The organism is Paenibacillus sp. N3/727 (assembly GCF_022637315.1).
GTDB lineage: Bacteria > Bacillota > Bacilli > Paenibacillales > Paenibacillaceae > Paenibacillus_AQ > Paenibacillus_AQ uliginis.
Genome location: NZ_CP093336.1, coordinates 4,856,007 through 4,878,468 on the forward strand (window position 1 = coordinate 4,856,007; position 22,462 = coordinate 4,878,468).

General features: G+C 45.1%; 21 protein-coding genes and 1 tRNA gene. 2 read left to right on the forward strand and 20 right to left on the reverse strand.

Translation table 11 applies throughout. The features are described from left to right. The first annotated feature begins 19 nt into the window (after positions 1-19). Entirely contained in the window at positions 20-2,677 is a 2,658-nt protein-coding gene (locus MNQ98_RS22600; protein ID WP_241930262.1) for a cation-translocating P-type ATPase, read from the forward strand. 278 nt (positions 2,678-2,955) lie between these two features. On the opposite strand, the gene MNQ98_RS22605 is transcribed toward MNQ98_RS22600, so the two are convergent. From MNQ98_RS22605 to nrdR, 6 genes are all read right to left on the reverse strand, one after another. Further along, complete coding sequence (locus MNQ98_RS22605) at positions 2,956-3,093, reverse strand: hypothetical protein (RefSeq protein ID WP_241930263.1); 138 nt, start codon at positions 3,091-3,093, stop codon at positions 2,956-2,958. A gap of 387 nt (positions 3,094-3,480) precedes the next feature. Further along, positions 3,481-5,316 carry an ABC transporter ATP-binding protein gene (locus MNQ98_RS22610; RefSeq protein WP_241930264.1) on the reverse strand — a complete coding sequence of 612 codons (1,836 nt, stop codon included), beginning with the start codon at positions 5,314-5,316 and terminating at the stop codon, positions 3,481-3,483. A gap of 72 nt (positions 5,317-5,388) precedes the next feature. Next, positions 5,389-5,952, reverse strand: a complete 564-nt coding sequence (locus MNQ98_RS22615; RefSeq protein WP_241930265.1) for a TlpA family protein disulfide reductase — start codon at positions 5,950-5,952, stop codon at positions 5,389-5,391. A gap of 356 nt (positions 5,953-6,308) precedes the next feature. Next, entirely contained in the window at positions 6,309-6,809 is a 501-nt protein-coding gene (locus MNQ98_RS22620; protein WP_241930266.1) for a MauE/DoxX family redox-associated membrane protein, read from the reverse strand. A gap of 391 nt (positions 6,810-7,200) precedes the next feature. Then, positions 7,201-7,273, reverse strand: a tRNA-Ala gene (locus MNQ98_RS22625). Between the two features lie 214 nt (positions 7,274-7,487). After that, positions 7,488-7,964 (reverse strand): transcriptional regulator NrdR, encoded by a 477-nt coding sequence (gene nrdR / locus MNQ98_RS22630; protein ID WP_208918312.1) that lies wholly within the window; start codon positions 7,962-7,964, stop codon positions 7,488-7,490. A 138-nt stretch (positions 7,965-8,102) separates the two neighbouring features. Between nrdR and MNQ98_RS22635 the strand changes: the two genes are divergently transcribed. Then, positions 8,103-8,336, forward strand: coding sequence for an alpha/beta-type small acid-soluble spore protein (locus MNQ98_RS22635; RefSeq protein WP_208918311.1), 234 nt, complete (start codon positions 8,103-8,105; stop codon positions 8,334-8,336). 78 nt (positions 8,337-8,414) lie between these two features. Here MNQ98_RS22635 and MNQ98_RS22640 read toward each other — a convergent pair whose 3' ends face one another. The 14 genes from MNQ98_RS22640 to MNQ98_RS22705 form a co-directional block, all read right to left on the reverse strand. Further along, positions 8,415-8,978 (reverse strand): lytic transglycosylase domain-containing protein, encoded by a 564-nt coding sequence (locus MNQ98_RS22640; RefSeq protein ID WP_208920138.1) that lies wholly within the window; start codon positions 8,976-8,978, stop codon positions 8,415-8,417. Continuing rightward, positions 8,975-9,571, reverse strand: coding sequence for a dephospho-CoA kinase (gene coaE / locus MNQ98_RS22645; RefSeq protein WP_241930267.1), 597 nt, complete (start codon positions 9,569-9,571; stop codon positions 8,975-8,977). The genes MNQ98_RS22640 and coaE overlap by 4 nt, the downstream gene beginning before the upstream one ends. A gap of 9 nt (positions 9,572-9,580) precedes the next feature. Next, the gene (gene ytaF / locus MNQ98_RS22650) at positions 9,581-10,288 is read right to left on the reverse strand and encodes a sporulation membrane protein YtaF (protein ID WP_241930268.1); all 708 of its coding nucleotides are present in this window, start codon (positions 10,286-10,288) and stop codon (positions 9,581-9,583) included. A gap of 100 nt (positions 10,289-10,388) precedes the next feature. Next, on the reverse strand, positions 10,389-11,222 hold the full coding sequence (gene mutM, locus MNQ98_RS22655) for a DNA-formamidopyrimidine glycosylase (RefSeq protein WP_241930269.1): 834 nt from the start codon (positions 11,220-11,222) through the stop codon (positions 10,389-10,391). 82 nt (positions 11,223-11,304) lie between these two features. After that, a complete protein-coding gene (gene polA, locus MNQ98_RS22660; protein WP_241930270.1) occupies positions 11,305-13,962 on the reverse strand; it encodes a DNA polymerase I in 2,658 nt (885 codons plus the stop codon). A 230-nt stretch (positions 13,963-14,192) separates the two neighbouring features. After that, a complete protein-coding gene (gene tnpB / locus MNQ98_RS22665) occupies positions 14,193-15,275 on the reverse strand; it encodes an IS200/IS605 family element RNA-guided endonuclease TnpB (RefSeq protein ID WP_241930271.1) in 1,083 nt (360 codons plus the stop codon). Between the two features lie 9 nt (positions 15,276-15,284). After that, a complete protein-coding gene (gene tnpA, locus MNQ98_RS22670) occupies positions 15,285-15,683 on the reverse strand; it encodes an IS200/IS605 family transposase (RefSeq protein WP_241930272.1) in 399 nt (132 codons plus the stop codon). Positions 15,684-15,880: 197 nt separating this feature from the next. Continuing rightward, complete coding sequence (gene phoU, locus MNQ98_RS22675; protein ID WP_241930273.1) at positions 15,881-16,540, reverse strand: phosphate signaling complex protein PhoU; 660 nt, start codon at positions 16,538-16,540, stop codon at positions 15,881-15,883. 36 nt (positions 16,541-16,576) lie between these two features. Then, entirely contained in the window at positions 16,577-17,332 is a 756-nt protein-coding gene (gene pstB / locus MNQ98_RS22680; RefSeq protein ID WP_241930274.1) for a phosphate ABC transporter ATP-binding protein PstB, read from the reverse strand. A gap of 63 nt (positions 17,333-17,395) precedes the next feature. Further along, positions 17,396-18,271 carry a phosphate ABC transporter permease PstA gene (gene pstA / locus MNQ98_RS22685; protein ID WP_241930275.1) on the reverse strand — a complete coding sequence of 292 codons (876 nt, stop codon included), beginning with the start codon at positions 18,269-18,271 and terminating at the stop codon, positions 17,396-17,398. Beyond that, positions 18,272-19,204, reverse strand: a complete 933-nt coding sequence (gene pstC, locus MNQ98_RS22690) for a phosphate ABC transporter permease subunit PstC (protein WP_208918303.1) — start codon at positions 19,202-19,204, stop codon at positions 18,272-18,274. It lies immediately after the preceding gene. A gap of 26 nt (positions 19,205-19,230) precedes the next feature. Continuing rightward, entirely contained in the window at positions 19,231-20,199 is a 969-nt protein-coding gene (locus MNQ98_RS22695; protein WP_241930276.1) for a PstS family phosphate ABC transporter substrate-binding protein, read from the reverse strand. Positions 20,200-20,309: 110 nt separating this feature from the next. Continuing rightward, entirely contained in the window at positions 20,310-21,506 is a 1,197-nt protein-coding gene (locus tag MNQ98_RS22700; RefSeq protein ID WP_241930277.1) for a methyl-accepting chemotaxis protein, read from the reverse strand. A 141-nt stretch (positions 21,507-21,647) separates the two neighbouring features. Then, complete coding sequence (locus tag MNQ98_RS22705; RefSeq protein ID WP_208918300.1) at positions 21,648-22,376, reverse strand: response regulator transcription factor; 729 nt, start codon at positions 22,374-22,376, stop codon at positions 21,648-21,650. Positions 22,377-22,462 lie beyond the last annotated feature (86 nt).

Sequence of the window (22,462 nt, forward strand, 5' to 3'; positions counted from 1 at the left end):
TTAAAGAGAGGTGCATTTGATGAAGTGGATGGAAAGAAAACTGGAGGATATCTTTAAGGCGCTTAAGACAAATAGAGAGAATGGCCTTAGCAGCAAGCAGGCAGCAGAGGTGCTGCAGCAGAAGGGCTACAATGAGTTCGAAGAGGAGAAAAAAGAGGGCATTGGAGCCAAGCTGCTGCATCAATTGTCTGAGGTAACGACGATAATCTTGTTGGTAGCAGCATTGATATCGACGTATCTAGCGGTTACGGAAGGGCATGGCTATGCGGAGCCGCTCGTGATCATCGCAATCGTAGCCTTAAACGCGGTGCTTGGCATCAGGCAAGAGCTTAGTGCAGAGAAGGCGCTTGATGCACTTAAAAATATGAATACGCCTGCAGCAAAGGTTGTACGAGATGGAATCTTGCAGCCCATCAATTCGAAGGAGCTAGTTCCAGGCGATATTATCGTGCTGGAAGCAGGAGACATGATTCCTGCAGACGCCCGTCTTATAGAGAGTTCCAACCTGCTCGTTGAGGAATCGGCCTTGACGGGAGAGAGTGTTCCATCCGAGAAAAATGCACGGGCAGAGGTGAAAGAGTCCGATCCGCTAGGGGATCGAGTCAATATGCTCTTCTCCGGCTGCTTGGTTACGAATGGCCGTGGCAGAGCTGTAGTAGTAGCAACCGGGATGGAGACAGAGATGGGAAAGATCGCTTCTCTTCTCAACAACACGAAGAAGTCCAAGACGCCACTCCAGCAGCGTCTGATAGAGCTTGGCAAGAAGCTGAGTTTGGTAGCGGTCGTATCTGGCGTCATCATCTTTGGTATTGGTCTTCTCCATGGAGAGACGATCATGGAGATGCTGATGACGGCGGTATCCTTGGCGGTAGCGGCCGTTCCGGAGACACTGCCGGTTATTGTAACGGTTACGCTAGCCTTTGGTATTCAAAACATGGTTCGCAAAAATGCGATCATTCGCCGCATTCCAGCGGTAGAAGCATTGGGAAGTGCGTCGGTTATCTGTTCTGACAAGACTGGAACGTTGACGCAGAACCAGATGACAATTAAGCAGGTCTGGGCTGTGTCTCACGAACCGAAGGCAGATACAGAAGCGTTTAATGATACAGAAACTGAGTTGCTCACGATGTTCAGTCTTGCGAGCAATGCATCGATTGAACTCAATAATGGCGAAGAAACCATCATTGGAGATCCAACAGAGACTGCGATTATTCGTTTGCTGCATCAAAAGGGAATGAAGAAGTCCGAGCTTGAGGCGAAGTATCCTCGCGTGCATGAGCTACCATTCGATTCCTCACGCAAGCTTATGACGACGGTACATCGCACGGAGGACGGATATATCTCCATTACGAAGGGCGCCTTCGACCGTATTCCGCTAGACCCTCATGCATCGTGCACGAATGAGTATCAGGTTCGAGCGAATGAGGTGCACGATAAGTTTGCAGAGCAAGCGCTGCGTGTTCTAGCGCTAGGGTACAAGCATTATGAGGAGCTCCCAGAGCAGCTGGATGCTGCTGTGCTGGAGCAGGGCCTTCGCTTTGCGGGATTGGTCGGCATGATCGACCCTCCTCGTCCGGAGAGCAAGGCTGCGGTACAAGCTGCGATGGATGCAGGCATCAAGACGGTCATGATCACAGGTGACCATATGGCTACAGCATCAGCGATTGCGCGCGAGATTGGTATTTTGAAAGAAGGAGATCTTGCCATCTCTGGAGCTGAGCTTGAGCGTATGTCCAATGAAGAGTTGAAGCAAAAGGTACGTCAAATCTCTGTATATGGTCGTGTTTCTCCTGAAGACAAGATTCGTATCGTACAAGCTTGGCAGGCTAACGGAGAAGTAGTAGCCATGACTGGAGACGGCGTAAATGATGCTCCAGCCTTGAAGGCGGCAGATGTCGGTACGGCGATGGGTATAACCGGAACGGATGTAGCGAAGAGCGCTTCCGATATGGTTCTTACGGATGATAACTTTGCAACGATTGTCGATGCAGTTGCGGAAGGCAGACGCGTATATGAGAATATCCGCAAGACACTCTATTTCTTGCTTAGCTGTAACTTCTCCGAGATTATGATCATGATTATTGCAGTTGCGTTTGGCTGGGGCCTTCCGGTTATCGCCATCCAATTGCTCTTGATTAACGTTGTCGCGGATGGGATTCCAGGCTTCTGCTTGAGCCGTGAGAAGATGGAGCCGGATACAATGCGTCAGAAACCGGTCTCTAAATATGCAGGCATCTTCTCTAACGGATTAGGTAAGAAGATTGCGCTTCAAGCATCACTCTATACGGTATTGACATTGCTTGGCTTCTATATCGGAAAGTTTGTTCACATTTCGGATCAAGTATCGACTTCCCATGAAGTTGGACAAACAATGGCCTTTGTTATCTTGGGCTGGTCCTCCGTTGTTCATATCTTCAATGTGAGAAGCAACACCCAATCGATCTTTACGATTGGATTCATGTCCAACCGTTCGTTGTTCTGGTGCGCAATGCTCTCCATTGCGATTATATTCGGAATTGCGATTATTCCTGCACTGATGGAGATCTTCCAGCTCGTTTCCCTAAGCTTCACGCACTGGGTGATTGTCACGATTCTCTCCATCGTTCCACTAATCGTTGTGGAGCTTGCGAAGCTCAGCAGGCGTAAGAAGCTAAGAGCACAAGGACAGTCGATTTAATTGGCAAAAAAAACGTCACTACGATTATCGTAGTGACGTTTTTATATGGAGCCTAGGGGGATCGAACCCCTGACCTCATCGCTGCCAGTGGAGCGACTGGAGTTTGTACATTAAGAAAACTGCGGAGGAAAGCCCTTTAGAGCTAGACCTTTTGAGGTTTCACCTATCTACATTCAAGTGGAACGTTGCTCTCACAAAAGAAAAAGTGTGACCAAAAACGTGACCAATTCTTTAAAGTTAATAGTTGGTCGATCACTTGGAGAGCTCTCACAATTGATTCACATAAATAGACGCTCAAGATCTCCCCGAACAATCTCCGAAACCTGATTTCCGATCTTCTTTCCATAATTATCATCAGCATCCGTGTACAGATTACCAAATATTTTATTCTGATTAGTGATCAACCACTTCTTCAATTGATTTGATCCTCTACCCGCTTCGAATCCTCTTTCGCTTTGACACTGTCAATCTCAGGCGTTATAGCTTTCTCTTGAATAGGGCTCGGTTCTCCATTAAGCGACCTATATTCGTGTCTACCATATTGAGAAACTTTCAATACTTCATTAACATCATTGGTCTTAGATTGTGCAAATGCTACAGATACGACTCATAGCGAAGAACCCCCAACAATAACAGCAATCTTTACTAGCTTTTCGAACCTAGTGTTATATCCCAAAATAAGAAACAGCAGACTAGGATGAAATTTCAGTCTGCTGTTTCTATTAAAATGACTTCAATGATTAAGGATTTGACGTCAATGTTATCAATTCCATACTACCCTTAATGCATATTCCGCCTCTCAGCTATGCTGTATATCTCTTCGCTTGTGTAAGAAACATCTCAGCGTATTGTCCATTCTTATGTAATAAGTCGTCATGACTTCCTTCTTCAATGATCTTGCCATCCTTCAGTACAATAATGCGATCAGCATGACGACAACTACTTAAGCGATGCGAAATCATGATCGTCGTCTTACCTTCGTACTGACTAGCAAAGTGATCGTAAATCTCTGCCTCTGCTTTAGGATCAAGCGCCGAGGTTGGTTCATCAAGAATGACCAGCTGGGCATCCTTCATATACGCTCGACTTAACGCAATTTTCTGCCACTGCCCGCCTGACAGCTCGTATCCACCATCGAACATCGGACCTAACTCCGTGTCCAGCCCTTCAGGCAAACGGCTTAACAGCTCTCCTGCACCCGATTGATTCGCTGCCTCCTTAATGCCGGCATCATCGGTCAAGCGATCCAATCGCCCCATAGCAATATTCTCCCTAGCCGTAAGCTGATACTTCATAAAATCCTGAAACACCACAGATACTCGATTTCTCATACTTTCTAAATTGATCTCGCGTATATTGATACCGTCAAAGTGAATGGTTCCCTCGTCTGGCATGTATAAACCTAATAAACACTTCACGAATGTGCTCTTGCCCGCACCGTTGGCCCCAACTATTGCAATCTTCTCCCCTGACTTGATGCGAAGGTTTATTCCGTTCAAGACAGGTGTAGACTGACCAGCATATGTGTATGTAAGGTTATTAATCTCAATATGACCCTGTAACTTATCGGGGAATTGTTCTGTTCGGCTATCACCCTCCCCTTCCGTTTCTAAATCGAGATAATGCAATACCTCACTCATAAATAAAGACTCTTCATACACATTGGCAATACTTCTCCCTAATCCAGCAATCATCGATTCCATTTGGAATAATGCTTGTGTTAACGAAACATAGTGCCCAACCGTCAGTGATCCCAGATAGCCGAACCAGACAAGCAGACACATGGAAATGATATTGAGAGTTGCATGAACTGAGTCTACGATCAACGTTTTCCAACTCGCCGATTTGCGTAATATATAACTTTCATTCGTTGTTTTCCAAAAAAGAGCTCGCCACTTCGTTAATAAATATTGACTGATATTATGTACTCGCAATTCTTTAGCTGCTTCTCTGCTATGAAGCATTAACATTAAGTATTGTGTTTTCCTTTGTGTTGGTGTTTGATGAACCATTTGTGCATACCTCTGCTGACCTAAGTAAGCACTTATCCATAAATTCGGCACTACCATCAGTAATACTGCTACAGCTAACACCCAGTGGAAAGAAATAAGTATATAGAACATACCAACCAGTGACACGATATTACGGAATATTCTCATAAATAATACAAAAATATTAAACCCCTTAAGATCCAAACCCATAGCCGTTCGCTCTAGCTGATCAAAATAGTCTGGACGATCAAAATAATACAAGGGTAACCGTGCTGCTTGTTCAGCAAGCATCTTCTCGAAATGGTACTTCAAATGCTGTTGCGCTCTAAATGTGATTAATTCTTCGATGACGACTAATATTTTGTCCAATAATAATAAAACACCCTGTAAAATGATTAATTGCAACGTATTCATGAGTGCGCCAGGCTGTTGATCGAATGCTGCTGTTACCGCATCAATCGTTTCTTTGACTAGGAAAATAGTCAATATAGGCACTAAGGAGGATAGAATCTTGATAAGCACTAAAGAAGCTGTCATGCCGGGAATAATCTTAAATATGAGGGGCATTAATCTATAGAATACCCCCAGAACAACTTTCTTCTTTTGCTTTAAACTAATCGTTGCTTTGTTATTTGAATCATTCTCCATTAATATCACCTATTTAATGAAACATATAATATAAATGAATGCGCATTTCTTCGAGAGGCATAAGCCTGCGTATCAAACTGCTGTTTTCAATCGGCCTTCCTCAACTAGACGTTTAAGTTGTCCCTCGTGGTTAATTATACTCTTCGTTCTGACTTGAGTTGTAGAATCCAGATAATAGAAGAATGGATAGTGACCTGTCTCTAATCTCTGCATATCTGAAGGAGCGATCTGTACGACTGGCATATTCAACTCGTAATCCTGGATATTCTGAAGTATGGACTCCTCATCTCCTTGCATCAATACAACGACCTGCACATCTGTATGTTGTTCATGAAAGTTCTTTAGTAGAGGGTAAACAAGCTTGCATGACGCACATCTCACCGAAGTAAAGGCAACCAAATAACCGCCGGATTTACGGGTTCGTTGAAGATCAAAGCTACCATGATTAATGGAGTCAAATTGTTGTTGAGGGAAAACCTTCCCCTTCGCAATTCCATGGTTTTCTTCGACCAAAGAAAATTCCATCTGATTATTGGCAGTTGTGACAACCTTCTTCTTGCCGATCTGCACAATGTAATAAGTCTGTACGGCGATTATTGCCCATAGAACTAAGTATGATATATCAAATATACTCATTATGCTTGTCCTCCTTCTATAACAACACCACGGTGTACTCCAGCGAAAAGATAAACAAAGGAAAACCAGCTAAGAAAAAAACTAGCTGGCTCTTAGTCTAGTTCCTAATTAACATTTGCAAGAAGTGGAAGTGGTTATTTCGTTCTTCCCATTCACTACGCATACTTCTTTTTTAGTCTCAATAAATTGCTCAAATGGATAATGTCCACATTTTTCGCCACATGAAGTTGTAGTTGTGCAAGCCATTATGAAAACCTCCTTTCTTGTAGGTCTATTTATAGTCAAAGGCATATGCCTTGGCTATCAAACTGCTGCTTTCAACTTACCCTTTAGGAATAAGGAATAAACTCATTTTACTAGTCCTTTTCTATGATCAAACCACGGTTTGTCCAAAGTGAGTACATACTAAGTATGCCAACTGTCATTCCTGCAATGCTAATCCATTGAATTGGATTGATCGTTACTAGTTGAACAGAAGATTGTAAAATGCAACTAATAAGTGATGCAAGGAATAACGGCGTTATCTTAATCATCGTACTCCAACCTAATTCCTCTTCCGTTGACTTACCAAAACAATTACAAACGACCTTCAACTTCTTTCTCATTGCCATTCCCGTTACGATATAAAAAGAGAGAAATAATAGTAAGGCAATAATTTCTCCAATAGAACGCGTTGGATCGAACAGCAGCATCAATGCGCTTACCATTTCTAAACCTATTACTAGCCATGCTAGAAATAAAGGATAACCAAGTTGACTAATCGTTTTTTTAAAGTCTTTATAACTAATTACTTTAGCTATCGAAGAATAACAAAGAATCGTACATAAAAATATGGATAACCCAATATCTACATTCACTCAAACCAACCTTTCATTAACTTATTAGATGATGGCGTGATAACATCCTTCTTTTGTGTGTATGTAACAAATCCTGGTACAATATCTATTTTACATCATGTATGGTAAAATAATAAATACCATTAATCAACGATTTTTTATAAAAATCAACTATTTTAACATTTTTTAACTCTGACATCAGAGTAACCCAGGCTCCTAAAGTGCCCCATAAAGAAATGAAGCGGAGACCAAGTATTTCTGACTGTCTCATCCCGGTAGATAGCGCGAGAAGAAACTGTTAACCGTATATTCTTATCCATTTCACATGAGTGAAACAAAGGGGATGTAATTTGATTAAACAAAAAACCGCCAAACACCCGGAAATCCTTGTGTTTGGCGGTTTCTTTAATTATGGAGCCTAGGGGGATCGAACCCCTGACCTCATCGCTGCCAGCGATGCGCTCTCCCAGCTGAGCTAAGGCCCCTTATTAAGCAAATTATTTTCAAAAATAGTACCTTAATAATATATCACAGCATTGTACTACTTGCAACAACAAATTTGATTCAATAGATCACGATTATACACCATTCAAAGCCCCATCTTTACTTCACATGTTACGCTATTTCCTCACCCTACCTGGATGAGAAAAAGTCCTCATATCCTTGAGGACTTCCTCTACCCTGCTATACACATACCGATCAGATGTTTGAGTCCGGCAGTGAATCTTTGGATAGCAGACTTTTTAATTCTTTCATAAACATGTTGATGTCTTTAAAGTGCCGGTACACCGAAGCGAAGCGAACATAGGCTACCTCATCCACGGGATACAGCTGTTCCATTAGAAGCTCGCCAATCTGACGACTCTCTACCTCGGCAGCGGCTGTTTTACGAAGTGCACTCTCCACCTCAGAGACGATCATATCCAGCTGGTCTGCAGATACAGGGCGTTTCTCACAAGCCCGAATTAAGCCGCGAAGTACTTTCTCTCGACTGAATTCCTCCCGGCTGCCGTCCTTCTTAATGACCATGAGCGGGGTCTCCTCAATCATTTCAAACGTTGTGAAACGGCGGCTGCACTGCTCGCATTCTCTGCGGCGGCGGATAGATTTATTCTCATTAGCTGGACGGGAATCAAGCACCTTCGTTCCGGCGTAACTGCAGTATGGGCATTTCATAAAGCTAAATCACTTCCTTTGTATGAACTAATCACATGGCTTCCAATCTAATTTCCATAAACTGGACTGCAATTGATTGTTATGAAGATTGCAGTTCCGAGACATAATACTTTTACCAACTCAAGGAGGTGAACAGATATGGGACAAGGCGGTAACAGCAGAAGCAGCAACAACCTGGTAGTACCTCGTGCAACTGGTGCCCTGGAGCAAATGAAATATGAGGTTGCTCAAGAGCTTGGCATCAGCATTCCACAAGACGGTTACCAAGGTAACATGACTTCCTACGAGAACGGTTCGATCGGGGGATACATTACCAAACGTCTGGTAACCCTGGCCGAGCAACAATTGGCTGGTCAATATTCCGGTCAATAATTAATTCTTCATTCAAAGAGTGTTAGACAGGCTTGGTTCTCAAGCCTGTCCAATGCTCTTTTTATTGTTCTTCCCGTTTTAGAACGTATCATACACATCGGTATATTGATTATAATAATAAATGACCCTTTGTACATAGTGACGGGTTTCCCCTATCGGAATGTTCTTGACATCTTCATATGTCCCGTCCCACATCCCCTTCTTTATCCAGTTGCGGACATTTCCCGGTCCTGCGTTATACGCAGCAATAACAGCAATCGGATTACCGTCCATTTCATCGTGGAGCTTCTTAATGTACCATGTGCCGAGCTGGATATTGGCATCCGCTTCATGCTTGACACTATCCAGTGTCACAGTTGGTAGCTTGGCCATTTCCATCGCCCAATTGGCCGTATCTGGCATGAGCTGCATGATCCCGAGAGCCCCTCTTTTAGACTCCTTACCCGGTTTGTAGTTGGTTTCTACTCGGATAATGGACGCGACCAGAAACGGATCGACTTCATAGTGAACAGCATGCTCGCGAATTTGATCTTTATAATAAATCGGATATAACCATGTCATCCAGATGTTATTCATGAAGAGTACCGCCACAAAAGAGATCAGCAGAACCAACAGCACACGTTTTTTACGAAACCAACTCATAATCCGTATAACCTATTCCACAGCTCGTCCACCTGCTGGCTCGTCTCTGCAAGGGTTCCGCTGTTATCGATTACGTAATCCGCCATGTTCTTCTTCTGTTCAATATCCATCTGGCTATTCAGCCTGGCCTCTGCCCGCTCTTCCGTAATCTCATCACGATCCACCAGACGACGAAGCTGTTTCTCTCTCGGTACATATACAACCATGACCTTCTCAAAAAGTAACTGCAGTTCTGACTCGTACAACAGCGGAATATCCACCACGACCAGTCGATCAGGATAAGCAGCTTCATAATCAGCCATCTGCTTCCGTATCTCATGCCGTATCGCAGGATGAGTAATTCCGTTCAGCGCCAGCCGTTTTTTATCATCATTAAAAATGATCTCGCTCAGCTTCTTCCGATCCAGCTGCCCGTCCGCTTGTATCACATCTTGTCCAAAGTACGCGGCCACCTCTGCCAAAACCGGATGGCCCGGGAGCATTACCTCCCGAGCAATTACATCTGCATCCACGAGAAGTGCTCCCTTCCGGATCAGCATGGAGGACACGGTGCTTTTACCTGTTGCAATTCCCCCGGTTAAACCGATATTCATGATTTCACCTCATAACAACTTCATTATACCCATGAAGATTAATAAAAACGCCGGCGCGTATGAGATAAATCTCATACCGCCTTTGGAAGCAACTCGAAACCCGGTTTTCATACCGAGCACGAGAAACAGTCCGCTAAACAGTGCAACCACCCCTGATGTCAATAAGGGTGAAAATCCGAGCATAGCTGCGCCAAGTCCGGCACCAAAAGCGTCCAGGGATAGTGCAATCCCTAGCCACATGGCCTCCCATGATGAAATGCTGCCGGAGTCGTCCATATCCGCCCGTGTAGGACTTCGCAAAATCTGAATAACAAGTCCCAGCTTGCGGATTTCCAGAGAGAACACAGCCGTTTGGGGCTGTGAACCAGCACCATCAGCAAGAACCGTAAGACCTGCTGTGCTTGCTTTTGGCGATATCGGTTCTGCGTCACCCGCACGATCTGATCTGGACCTGATCTGTTGAATAAAGGACCAACATCCGAGCGCAATAAGAATGGCCGCTCCGATCATCGAAGCAAATGCAGGGGAGAAAACCCGCTGCAATAATACCCCAGCCTGCATTGAGATACAGAGCACGAGACCCGAACACAGCGAAATAATAAGCACCGACAACAGCGGGATTTTCGTTCTACGCAGCCCGTATGTAATGCCGGCTCCAAAGCCGTCAAGGCTTAGCGCCATAGCCAGCAGTACAGGTGAAAAAATAAGACTGAGCACCCATTTCCCTCCTCCGGCCGTTAACGAGCTTTATCACACGTCTTTCGGCTATTCTCCAATAGTATATGGATTCAGGAAGTGATGGGTGCACGCCTATGACTTAACGTTTAACGGGCTGACAGCGTGGACAGTAATGGGTACCGCGGCCGCCAACCACCGTCTTCATGACTGGACCACCGCAGTTGTCGCATGGCTCGTCCTTCCGTCCGTAGATACGAAGGCTGTGCTGGAACATACCCATTTCGCCTTGTCCGTTCACATAGGATTTAATCGAAGAGCCGCCTGCTTTTACGGATTCCGACAGAGTGTCGATAATAGCCTCATACAAAGATTTCAACTCGGCATCGCTTAATGTATTGGCATTTCGTTCGGGATGAATGCCCGACCGAAAGAGTGCTTCATCTACATAAATATTACCGATCCCAACGATATATGCCTGGTTCAACAGGACAGCCTTAATTTTGGTCTTCTTCCCGCTAATAATTTCTTTAAATATATTAAGCGTAAATGTATCGTCAAGCGGTTCGATGCCCAGCTTCGAAAGCGGAGGATTGCTGAATTCCTCCCCTGAAGCGAACAGATGCATCGTTCCAAACTGACGAACATCCTTATAGCGCAGCTCAGTCCCATCATCAAAATGAAAAATGACATGCGTATGCTTCTCCACCGGATCTCCGGAAGAATAAAGTCCATATCGTCCCTCCATCCGAAGATGGGAGACGATCACCAGACCGTCCAGTTTGATTCTCAGAAACTTCCCGCGTCGTTCTACACCTTCAATGGTATGTCCCTGCAGAAGAAAAGCGAATGCCTCACTATCATCTGGGCGCTGAATGATCCGCGGAAGATTTACAGTGACATGATCTATATGTTTACCCCTAATGAGCTGATTAAGTGTTCTTTTTATCGTTTCTACTTCCGGTAATTCCGGCATGATGTCTTCACCTCTTCCCCATTATAACGGATGTGAAGCGTCTGCGGGACCACGGTTTTTGGAAAAAAGGCTGCTCTACCGCTTACTTCGCTTCGTACCAGTTCTTACCGTAACTTACTTCAGACTTCAGAGGAACTACCAATTCCAGCGCCTTGCTCATCACTTCAGGTACAAGTGTCTTCATCGTTTCCATCTCATCTTCAGGCACTTCAAACACCAATTCATCGTGAACTTGAAGCAGCATACGGCTCTTCAATTGACGTTCATGCAGCGCCGCATCCATATGAACCATGGCGAGCTTGATTACATCAGCTGCCGTTCCTTGAATCGGCGTATTCATAGCGGTCCGTTCGGCAAATGATCTAAGGTTGAAGTTACTGGCATTGATCTCAGGCAAATAACGTCTTCGTTCCAATAGTGTTTTGACATATCCGTACTGCTTCGCCTGCTTCACAATCTCATCCATATAACGGCGAACGCCTTGGAATACCTCGAAGTATTGATCGATAAATTTGGCTGCTTCTTTCCGGGTAATATTCAAGTTCTGAGACAGACCATAGTCACTGATTCCGTACACAATACCGAAGTTAACAGCCTTGGCCGATCGGCGCATGTTCGAATCCACATCTTCTTCGCTTACGCCGAATACATCCATAGCGGTCTTCGTATGAATGTCCATGTCATGCAAAAACGCTTCTTTCAGACGATCGTCGTCAGAGATATGTGCAAGAACCCGCAACTCGATTTGAGAATAGTCAGCCGCGAGAATAGACCAGCCAGGCTCGGACGGAACGAACACTTTGCGGAGCTTGCGTCCTTCTTCCAGCCGGATTGGAATATTTTGCAGGTTTGGAAATTGGCTGCTAAGCCGTCCGGTCGCAGCAATGGTCTGGCGGTAGTACGTATGCACCTTGCCGGTTTGCGGCGATATCTCCTTAAGCAATCCCTCCACATAGGTCGATTGGAGCTTCGCAATCGTGCGGTACTGGAGAATATAACGGACGATTTCATGATATGGCGCCAGCTTCTCGAGCACTTCCGCATCTGTGGAATAACCGGTCTTTGTCTTTTTGACGACCGGCAGCTCCAACTTCACGAACAAAATCTCGCCAAGCTGCTTCGGAGAATTCAAGTTGAACTCCGTGCCGGCAATCTCGTATATTTTCTCAACCAAAGACTTGATCTGCTCTTCGAATTCACGTCCGAGTTGTTTCAGATCTTCCACGTTAACTGATATTCCCTGCTTCTCCATGTCGGCCAAAATGCGGGACAGCGGCATTTCAAGTTCGTGGAATAGCGGCAGCATTTCGTTATGGCTCAGCTCCTGCTCCTGCAGTGGTATAACCTGGGCGACAGCTGCACATTTCCGCGCGAGATGTTTGCTGAGGATTTCCACATCCGGTATTTTGTATTTCGCGCCTTTTCCAAACACATCCTCATCCGAGGTAAGAAAAGAGAGGCCGTACTTGGCCGCTAAACCGCTGAGCGTTTGGTTTGATTCCGTAGGATCAAGCAAATATGCAGCCAAATGAACATCAAAGGATGCACCGGCAAAAGCGATACCGTGCCAATGAAGTGCCAGATCGATACGGTGCAGGTCGTACCCCCGTTTAGGAATACTGCTGTCAGCCAACCAGTTTCGAATAGGTTCAGCTGTATCTTCTTTCAACAGTTCGAACGGAACATAATATTGAAGGTTTTCCGTAGCCAGTACGATACCAATCACACTCGCGTGATGCGGATTATCTCCATACGTTTCCACATGCATAACCCTGATTTGATCAAGTAGATTTACGACCTCTGGAAGAAGGTCCACATCTACAGTCACTACTTCAACCTCGGCTTCAGGCTGCTCTGCTTCTGCGTTACCTACTCTGCCTGCATCCAGATTTAATCGCTCCAGTAGCGATTTGAACTCCAACTTCGCCAGTGCCGGTCCGGCGGTTTCCTTGTTTAGTCCATCAAACTTCATATCATCCCAAGACTGTTCCAGCGGAACCTCGCGGAATATTGTCGCCAGTTTTTTGCTCAATATGGCAGACTCGGCATTGTCCTCAATCTTTTCCTTCATTTTGCCCTTAAGCTCGTTCGTTCGGGCTAATACCTGCTCAACGGAACCGAACTCATGAAGCAGTTTAAGTGCCGTCTTCTCGCCGACACCCGGCACACCGGGAATGTTATCCGACGCATCCCCCATCAAACCTTTTAGATCAATAATCTGTTCGGGTGTCAGGTCATATCGCTCTTTAATCTGAGCTGGGCGGTACTGTTCAATTTCGGTTACGCCTTTGCGGACCATGCCAATCGTGATGTGGTCAGAGGCCAGCTGCAGCATATCCTTGTCCCCTGAAATGACCATAACTTGACGGCCCTGCTCATCAGCCTGTCGGGTAATCGTACCGATGATGTCGTCCGCTTCATAGCCTTTAATCTCGAATTGGGCTACTCCAAGTCCCTGCAAAAGCTCCTTAAGCAGTGGGAACTGTCCAGACAATTCCGGCGGCGTCTTCTCGCGCTTGCCTTTATAATCCTGAAAATCCGCATGACGGAACGTTTCTTTCCCCGCATCAAATGCAACCATCATATGTGTAGGCTTATGCTCGTCGATCAGACGAAGCAGCATCGTAGTAAATCCATAGACGGCGTTTGTCTGCTGCCCGCTGGCATTCGTAAGCGGAGGCATCGCAAAAAACGCACGGTAAATAATGTTGTTTCCATCAATTACAATCAACTTGTCCATTCAGGCACCTACCCCTTTATAACTTCCTTCACACATGATAACATAGGTTCCCCATAAAACCGAAGGCCGAGCCTAAGTCTCCTGTATATTCATAGGAAATAGGTGAACTACTCACCACTTACTCACTGACGCTCGTTGAAGTGGGAGCTTCTTGGGTAACATTTGCTTCTATTAGCCAAATGAATTCACCAAGCTCTAAGGGCAGTTCCTGCCCCGAAGATCAATGCCAATTAGTTGGCTAGTTTAAGCAGATTCAGACTTGCATTGAAGTCTCTGTCGTGATGTGCGTTACAAGATGGACAATCCCATTCACGCAAGTTTACGTTTTTGACTTCTTTGTTTTGGTATCCGCAGTTTGAACAAAGCTGACTACTCGCGTAATTCTTAGGCGCAACGATGATGTCACGACCTTTCCATTGAGCTTTGTACTCAAGCATCGTTCTGAACTTTGCCCAAGATATCTCGCTGATCGCTTTAGATAATTTGCGGTTTTGTAGCATATTCTTCACACGCAAGTCTTCGATCACCATTACTTGGTTGTCGTTTGTGATCTCATGGCTTACCTTATGGAGATAGTCATTTCGCTGATTATTGATCTTTTCATGAAGCTTGGCAACCTTAAGCCTCATCTTGTTGCGGTTTGCTGAGCCTTTCTTTTTACGAGACAGCGATCGTTGCAAAAAGGCTAAACGCTGTTCAGCTTTGCGAAACCACTTTGGATTCTCATATTTCGTTCCGTTCGACAGAATGGCAAAGTCCTTGAGTCCAACATCTATCCCTACACTAGTGTCTAGCCTAGGGAACAATTGTTCATTCTCCTCGACCAAGATAGAGATGAAATACTTATTGCTCGGTGTTTGAGAAATGGTAACAGATTTAATCAACCCTTGGAATTGACGATGTTGATTGATTAGCGTCTTGAGCTTTGGAATCTTCAAGTATCCACCGCCAATGCTCACCGTTCCCTTTTGGTTGTTAGTCGTGTAGCTCTTATGGTTGTCTTTCTTGCTTTTGAACTTTGGGAATCCCACAGATTTATCTCGAAAGAAATTAGCGTATGCCTTATTTAGATTCATTTGTGCATTAGCTAAAGCAAGGCTATCCACTTCTTTGAGAAATGGAAATTCTGTTTTGTATTGTGCCGGTGTAGGATACTTGATGGACTTATCCATGCTTTTTTGACATTCTTGATAAGAATTGATTCTATCAGCAAGCATTTTGTTATATACAAAGCGTACACAACCAAATGTTTTTGCGAAAAATATCCGCTGTTCCGCATTCGGATAAATACGATACTTGTATGCTTTTAACATTACCTACACCTACTTTCTGCCTTGTTTTTCAATATACTGTTTAATCGTTTCTATGGATGCGCCGCCTGTTGTAATCAAACAGAAACTTCTTGACCAAAACATTTCCTTCCAAAGCTTTTTGCGAACAATGGGAAAGTCACGTTTTATCAATCGAGAACTAGCACTTTTATACGCATTTAGAAATTTTGACAATTCACTATTGGGATGTGCTTTGAACATCACATGAATATGGTCTTTATCGTGATTCCAATCTTCAACCGTAATGTTGTATGACTGCCCTATTCTCACAAAAATGTCTTTAGCATAATTGGATAGGTCATCATCAAATACTTGTCTACGGTATTTTACTACTAGTACAAGATGATAATGCAGGAGAAAGACTGAATGTTTATTACTATCTAATTTCACTGTGTTATCAACCTTTCCTTATGTATAGACTGATTGTAACACGATTATCAGATAACTACGAATGCTTTGGCTTAACCAACCGAAAATTCATCTCCCACTTACTCACTGGGCTACGCCTTACACATTCCTTGAAGTGTAAGAATTCTTTTCGGAAATCTAATTAAAATAAAAAACGCCGGCTTTCGCCGACGCTCTATTTATTGGTTAAGATCTGGCCGATGCCCTGTCACCAGATAAACAGTGCTTTCTCCGATATTCGTTGCATGATCGGCAATCCGTTCAATGTAGCGACCGACCATGACGAGCAGCATCGCCTGATTCGCTGTCTCCGGATCACCCGTCAGATGCGATAATAGATCATGAAAGATCACACTATAAAGATGATCAACTTGATCATCAACCTGTGCCATTTTGTAGGCCATATCCGTATTCTCTGTCAAATAGGACTCGATGGATTCCGTTACCATCGATTTCACAATATCTGACATGCGGGGAATATCCACAAGCGGCTTGATCAGCTGCTGGCCTTGCAATCGAATGGTTACCTTCGCAACGTCACGTGCCAGATCGCCCATTCGTTCCAGATCACTCGCAATCCGAAAAGCAACCAAGATTCGGCGCAAATCCTTTGCTACAGGCTGCTGAGTTACAATAAGGCGGGAACCGATGTCCATAATTTGCTCTTCCATCGCATTCAAATCGGTATCCTGCTTAACGACATTTTGAGCTTTTTCCGTATCCAATGTTTGAAGTGATGACACAGCAGCCGCCAGTGCCTCCTCCATATGCGTACTCATATCCCGCAGCAGCGTTCTCAGTTCATCGAGCTGCTGATCAAACTCAATTCTCCGGATCATGTAAGATGCCCCTCCAATTCATTATTTAACAAGCGATCAGCCGAAGCGGCCGGAAATATAATCCTCGGTACGAGCATCAGAAGGTGTGGAGAACAATACATCCGTATCTGCCGACTCAATTACCTCACCATTTAGGAAAAATACTGTCCGACCTGATATCCGCGCGGCCTGGTGCATGTTGTGAGTAACCATAACAATGGTATATTTGCTCTTCAATTCTTGAACTAATTCCTCAATCTTAAGTGTTGAGATCGGATCTAATGCCGAAGTTGCCTCGTCCATCAACAGAATATCAGGCTGAACTGCCAAGGCGCGGGCAATACATAAACGCTGCTGTTGACCGCCGGACAGACTGAACGCGGAACGTTTCAAATAGTCTTTTACCTCTCCCCACAGAGCAGCCTGTTTAAGACTCTGCTCCACAATACCGTCCAGATCTGACTTGTTGCGGATGCCATGCAGGCGTGGTCCGTAAGCGATATTGTCATAGATCGATTTAGGAAAAGGGTTAGGCTGCTGAAATACCATGCCGACCTGTTTGCGCAGAGCCTCAACATGGACTTCCTCACTGTAAATTTCTGTACCGCCGATCTTCACGCTGCCCTCAATCCGTGTGCCCGGGATCATGTCGTTCATCCGATTGAGTGTGCGCAGCAATGTCGATTTGCCGCAACCGGAAGGACCGATAAACGCCGTCACCGTTTTTTCCGGTATATCAAGGTCCACACTTTTCAGCGCATGATAAGACTCGTAATAGAGATTCAATTTCTCAATATGAATAATGGCTTCCATAAAATAATCATGTCTCCTTCTTCTGAACATTCACGATATCGATTTGGCAGTTGCATCAAAGTCTTAGGTGTTCTTCTGATATTTGTTCCGCAGCCAGATAGCGAGCAGGTTCATAATGAACAGCATAATCAGCAGCAAAATAATACCTGAGGCAGCCAGTTCATGGAACTCCGAACTCGGTCTCGATATCCAGTTGAAAATTTGAATCGGCATTACCGTGAATGAATCCAGCAGATTTTCCGGCAAAAAGGCAACATAGGTGAGAGCCCCGATCATAATGAGCGGTGCCGTTTCCCCGATTGCGCGGGACAGTGCCAATATAACCCCTGTCATAATACCAGGCATGGCGGATGGCAATACCGACTTGGAAACCGTCTGCCACTTCGTCGCTCCAAGAGCATAAGATGCATCACGCCGGTTCTTCGGCACTGCTCGGAGCGCCTCTTGAGAGGAAACAATAATAATCGGTAAGACAAGCAATGTCATGGTCAATACCCCAGACAGCAAGCTTCGTCCAAGACCCATACCGCGGACGAAAATCGCGAGGCCGAGAATACCATATATAATAGAAGGAACGCCTGCAAGCGTACTGATATTTAGCTGAATGAGACGTACCCAGCGGCTTCGTCCGGCGTACTCCTCCAGAAATATCGCAGCCCCAACACCAAGAATAAATGATAGTGGTGCCATGAGCAAGAGCAAGTAAACTGTGCCAACTATAGGCGATTTCATCCCTGCCTTTGCTGCAATACGTGATGGATAATTCGTGAATAGTTCTGGCGAAAGCCTGTGAAGACCGTCCATCAAAATCGTCACGATTAATGCCATCAATGCCACAATTCCGATACTTGTACAGATCAGAAAAACAAGGTGCAGGGTGCGGTCGCCGCGGCGTCTCCGGGTTATGCCTTTGGTTTCGCCCAGATTCATTGATTCCATCTAATATTCCTCCCTGAAGCGGCGAGCAACCCACTGCGCCAAGATGTTAAGCAAAAAGGTAATGACAAACAAAGTCAGACCGACGGCAAAGATCGTTCCATATTCAATCGTTCCGCGCGGAACGTCACCGCTGCTGACCTGAACGATATATGAAGTCATCGTTTGTATGCTTTCCAGCGGATTGGCTGTCAGACGCGGTGTTGCCCCTGCGGCAACTGTAACGATCATGGTCTCACCAATCGCGCGGGAGAATGCCAGCACGAACGAAGAAACGACACCGGACATGGCAGCCGGCAGCACAATCTTCAGCGCCACTTCAAAGCGGGTGGCACCAAGTGCATAGGCTCCGTGCCGGAGGCTCTTCGGAACGGCTCGCATTGCATCTTCACTAAGAGATGAAATCATAGGCAGCACCATAATGCCTACAACAATACCTGCACTCAGTGCATTGAACAGGCTCATATCCGGAAATATTTTTTGTAATAAAGGTGTTACGGTCTCCAGCGCAAAATAACCGTACACAATCGTCGGCACACCAGCCAGCACTTCCAATACCGGCTTAACAACTCCCCGAACCCGGGCAGGCGCATATTCATTTAAATAAATAGCGGATGCCAAGCCGATAGGCACTGCGAATATAATCGCAATGCCTGTAATCAGCAATGTGCCGCCCAGCAGGGGCAGCACGCCGAATTCTTTTGGGGAGAGAATAGGGCTCCATACCGTTCCTGTCAAGAAGGACCATACCGGTACCTCTTTGAAGAAAATGATGGATTCCTGTAGAAGTGTGTACACAATACCGATGGTGGTAAATACCGAAAGCGCTGCGCATAATCCTAGAAAAATCGGTATGATTTTGTCGGATAAACGCGTTTTGCTTCTGCGGAACGTCATTTTCCCGGAACTACTCGCCACGGATGATGTTTTATTCATTCTTCTCTTCCCTTTCTATCCAAGACTTATTGAGCCAACTTGTCTTTTTCTTGTTGATACTGGTCATCTTGAAGTGGTACGAATCCAACCTCACCAGCCAGTGTTCCTGCGTTGCTCAGGTAGAAATCAAGGAAAGCCTTCACTTCTGGACGATCCATTTCCTTCTTGCTTACATAGATGAACAAAGGACGGGACAATGGCGCGTAGCTGTTATCTTTAATTGTATCTGTATTTGGTGAGACAGTAGCTGTTCCGTTATCAATAGGAACCAGTTTCAATTTGTCTTTGTTCTCTTCATAGAAGGAGAAGCCGAAGTAACCGATCGATTGTTTATCACCTGCTACACCTTGAACAATCGCATTGGTGTCTGCACTGAATGTAATTTGGCTGTCATTACGGCTAACTTGTGCTTCACCGTTAATAACTTCTGTGAAATAATCAAATGTTCCATGGTCCGTACCAGGAGAGTAGATTTTAATTTCCTCAGCAGGCCAACCTTCACGTACATCCGCCCATGTCTTTACTTTGCTTTCTGGCTCATATATTTTCTTCAGCTCATCAATAGTCAGCTTATCAATAAAATCATTCTCCGGATTTACAACAACAGCCAATCCATCATAGGCTACCATAACTTCGAGATATTCAAATCCTTTTTCCTTAGCTTCGGCAGCTTCCTTATCCTTAATCGGACGGGATGCGTTCGTAATGGCGATTTCGCCGTTCAGGAACCGTTTAAAGCCAGCGCCTGTTCCACCTGTTCCAATCGGAATGCGGACATCTTTGTTTACGGCCCCAAACTCTTCAGCGATTGCTTCTGTCATCGGATGAACCGTGCTAGATCCATCAATCTCAATCGTTCCCGTAAGTGAATCACTGGCTCCTGCGTTGTCGCCTTCTGTTTTCTTATCCCCGCCTCCGCAAGCTGCGAGCACTGTGCTCAGCATCATGATCATTACGAGAATACCTGCTGTTTTACGACCCCTTTTTCTAAACAAACCTATCCACTCCTTTAGATCTGGTCTCTTACTTATCGCTTTACAATATTGATATTAATCCTGAAATGTAATTTCAGTTATCGAGAATTGTAAACTCTGTGTAAATTTTTTTAACCATTTTCAAGATTTTCAGACTCAATTTGCGGATCATAGGAATGACTGACATTCATTTCGTCCAGCTCCTTCCTGACCCGCTTGACCCGTTCAGCCGCTTCTTCTGACAGATGATAGACCTGGCTGCCGGCGTCCCTCACCTCCTGAACCACTTGCTCCATCTGAACAAATATCCTGCCCCCTTCGGCAACAATGCTCTCACAAGAACGGATTTCCTTCAGACTAGAAGCGGTAACTTCAGCAGTTTCTGCAACGAGACGCTGGATCTGCAGCAGAAGATTAGAAATGTCTGCGGACAAGTTTCGTGTCTGTTTGGCCAAAGTCTGGACTTCTCCTGCGACAATCTGAAACCCATTCCCATGCTCACCCGCATGCGCTGCTTCAATCGAAGCGTTTATAGTGAGCAGGCTGCTGTGATTAGCGATCTCAGTAATTTGCTTGGTGATCGAGGAAATACTGTCGGCATTTTGTAAAAGCTGCGAGACAAAGTCAGCCCTCTCCTCCATACCATTGACTAGTCCTGTATATGAATTGCTTACCTGTTCCAGCTTCTCTTTTCCGTATTGAGACCATTCCTTCATCACTTGACTTCGGGTCTGCGTTACCTCTGCGGCCTCTGCTACTTGGCTTAAAGACTCTTCAATCTCAATAGTTTGACGATGGTTTTCATTTAAAGTAAATTCCCGTTTGTTCTCCGCTTCTTCTTGCAGTACGGTGGACAGATGCAATAAATCCTTCACGGTGAGAGCACCGATAAACTTGTCCTGATCTGTAATGAGCACACAATCATAAAACTGCGATTCCGGACGTTGCAATGCTTGGTGAAGCAGTTGTGATAGAGGATGCGAAATATCCACAACCATAGGCTTCATATCTGCAATACAGATTGCCGGGCGGTGATCATAAATTTCTCTGGAAAATCTGCCTGTCATACGGCGGTACATATCCCCCCGCATAATAAGTCCTTGAGGTTTGCCCGATTCACTGCAATAAACCATGCATGGTATTTCTCGATTAGCCTTGAACTTGTCCATCACTTCGCGGCAGGTCTCATTCGTCCCGATGACTGGAACCGGCCTGCATAAGACAAGCGCGGTAGTGTCTTGTGATTGTGTCAGATGATTATGGAGCTCTGGCTTATCATCACTTTCCGAATTCATCGTGCCGTGTGTCTTAAGTTGAAGCAGCGTCATGCAGCCCCACTCCTTTATCTAGTTCTTAAGACGCATCTTATCGAAGTAGTATTAACGGAATGTGTTTGGAATATGAAGGGAATGTAAACTCTTAAGTTTTTCTGCACCTTTCCACCTACATATAAAAAAAGCCCTCATCATTTAAGTAATGATGGGAGCTTTTTTAGGGTTTACTACCAGCTTATATCCTACACCCCGAATTGAGTCAATAAATACCGATTCGGGATCCAGTTCCAGCTTCTTGCGAAGAGAACTGACATGCACGTCGACTGTCCGCTGACCGCCAATGTAGTCGAATCCCCAGACGACATTCATGAGATCGTCCCGGGTTAAGACGACTCCTGGCTTTCTAGCCAGGTATAACAACACTTCAAATTCTTTTGGCCGGAGGTTAATGTTCTGACCGCCCAGCTTCACTTCGTATTTATCCGGAAAAATTTCGAGCTGGCCTAGTGTGATTACATTTCGCTGCTCTTCAGTCTCTTTTACTTCTTCAGTGTGTCCGGAAACCCTTCGCATGACGGCCGACACTCTAGCCAACAACTCGGATACACCGAAAGGTTTCGTAATGTAATCGTCGGCCCCCATTTTAAGTCCTTGCACAACCTCTTCCTCGGCATTCTTGGCTGTCAAAATAATAATAGGCGTCGTTATCCCTTGTTGACGAAGCTTCTCCAAAATGAGAAAACCGTTCATGCCCGGAAGCATCACGTCCAGCAATATCAGATCAAAAGATTGCTCACGCGCCCGGTCATACCCTGCCGTTCCGTGTTCCTCCACGGTGACATCAAAGCCTTCCTGCGTCAAATTATACGACAAGAGCCTTGAAAGTGTCGGTTCATCCTCTATAACAAGCAAACGTTGAGCCATGTTAACCCCGCCCTCAGATCCATATATTTTTAATACTTGTCACAGTATATCAACAGAATGTTATCCCAATGTTAAAAAGCAGCCTG

Bases quoted from the DNA above. Each gene is read 5' to 3' on its own strand.
- pstC (WP_208918303.1), bottom strand. From the start codon at position 19,204: ATGAATAAAACATCATCCGTGGCGAGTAGTTCCGGGAAAATGACGTTC.
- polA (WP_241930270.1), bottom strand. From the start codon at position 13,962: ATGGACAAGTTGATTGTAATTGATGGAAACAACATTATTTACCGTGCG.
- pstB (WP_241930274.1), bottom strand. From the start codon at position 17,332: ATGGAAGCCATTATTCATATTGAGAAATTGAATCTCTATTACGAGTCT.
- MNQ98_RS22610 (WP_241930264.1), bottom strand. From the start codon at position 5,316: ATGGAGAATGATTCAAATAACAAAGCAACGATTAGTTTAAAGCAAAAG.
- coaE (WP_241930267.1), bottom strand. From the start codon at position 9,571: ATGAATATCGGTTTAACCGGGGGAATTGCAACAGGTAAAAGCACCGTG.
- MNQ98_RS22700 (WP_241930277.1), bottom strand. From the start codon at position 21,506: ATGACGCTGCTTCAACTTAAGACACACGGCACGATGAATTCGGAAAGT.
- pstA (WP_241930275.1), bottom strand. From the start codon at position 18,271: ATGGAATCAATGAATCTGGGCGAAACCAAAGGCATAACCCGGAGACGC.
- mutM (WP_241930269.1), bottom strand. From the start codon at position 11,222: ATGCCGGAATTACCGGAAGTAGAAACGATAAAAAGAACACTTAATCAG.
- MNQ98_RS22615 (WP_241930265.1), bottom strand. From the start codon at position 5,952: ATGAGTATATTTGATATATCATACTTAGTTCTATGGGCAATAATCGCC.
- MNQ98_RS22635 (WP_208918311.1), top strand. From the start codon at position 8,103: ATGGGACAAGGCGGTAACAGCAGAAGCAGCAACAACCTGGTAGTACCT.
- tnpB (WP_241930271.1), bottom strand. From the start codon at position 15,275: ATGTTAAAAGCATACAAGTATCGTATTTATCCGAATGCGGAACAGCGG.
- MNQ98_RS22705 (WP_208918300.1), bottom strand. From the start codon at position 22,376: ATGGCTCAACGTTTGCTTGTTATAGAGGATGAACCGACACTTTCAAGG.
- MNQ98_RS22600 (WP_241930262.1), top strand. From the start codon at position 20: ATGAAGTGGATGGAAAGAAAACTGGAGGATATCTTTAAGGCGCTTAAG.
- nrdR (WP_208918312.1), bottom strand. From the start codon at position 7,964: ATGAAATGCCCATACTGCAGTTACGCCGGAACGAAGGTGCTTGATTCC.
- phoU (WP_241930273.1), bottom strand. From the start codon at position 16,540: ATGATCCGGAGAATTGAGTTTGATCAGCAGCTCGATGAACTGAGAACG.
- MNQ98_RS22640 (WP_208920138.1), bottom strand. From the start codon at position 8,978: ATGAGTTGGTTTCGTAAAAAACGTGTGCTGTTGGTTCTGCTGATCTCT.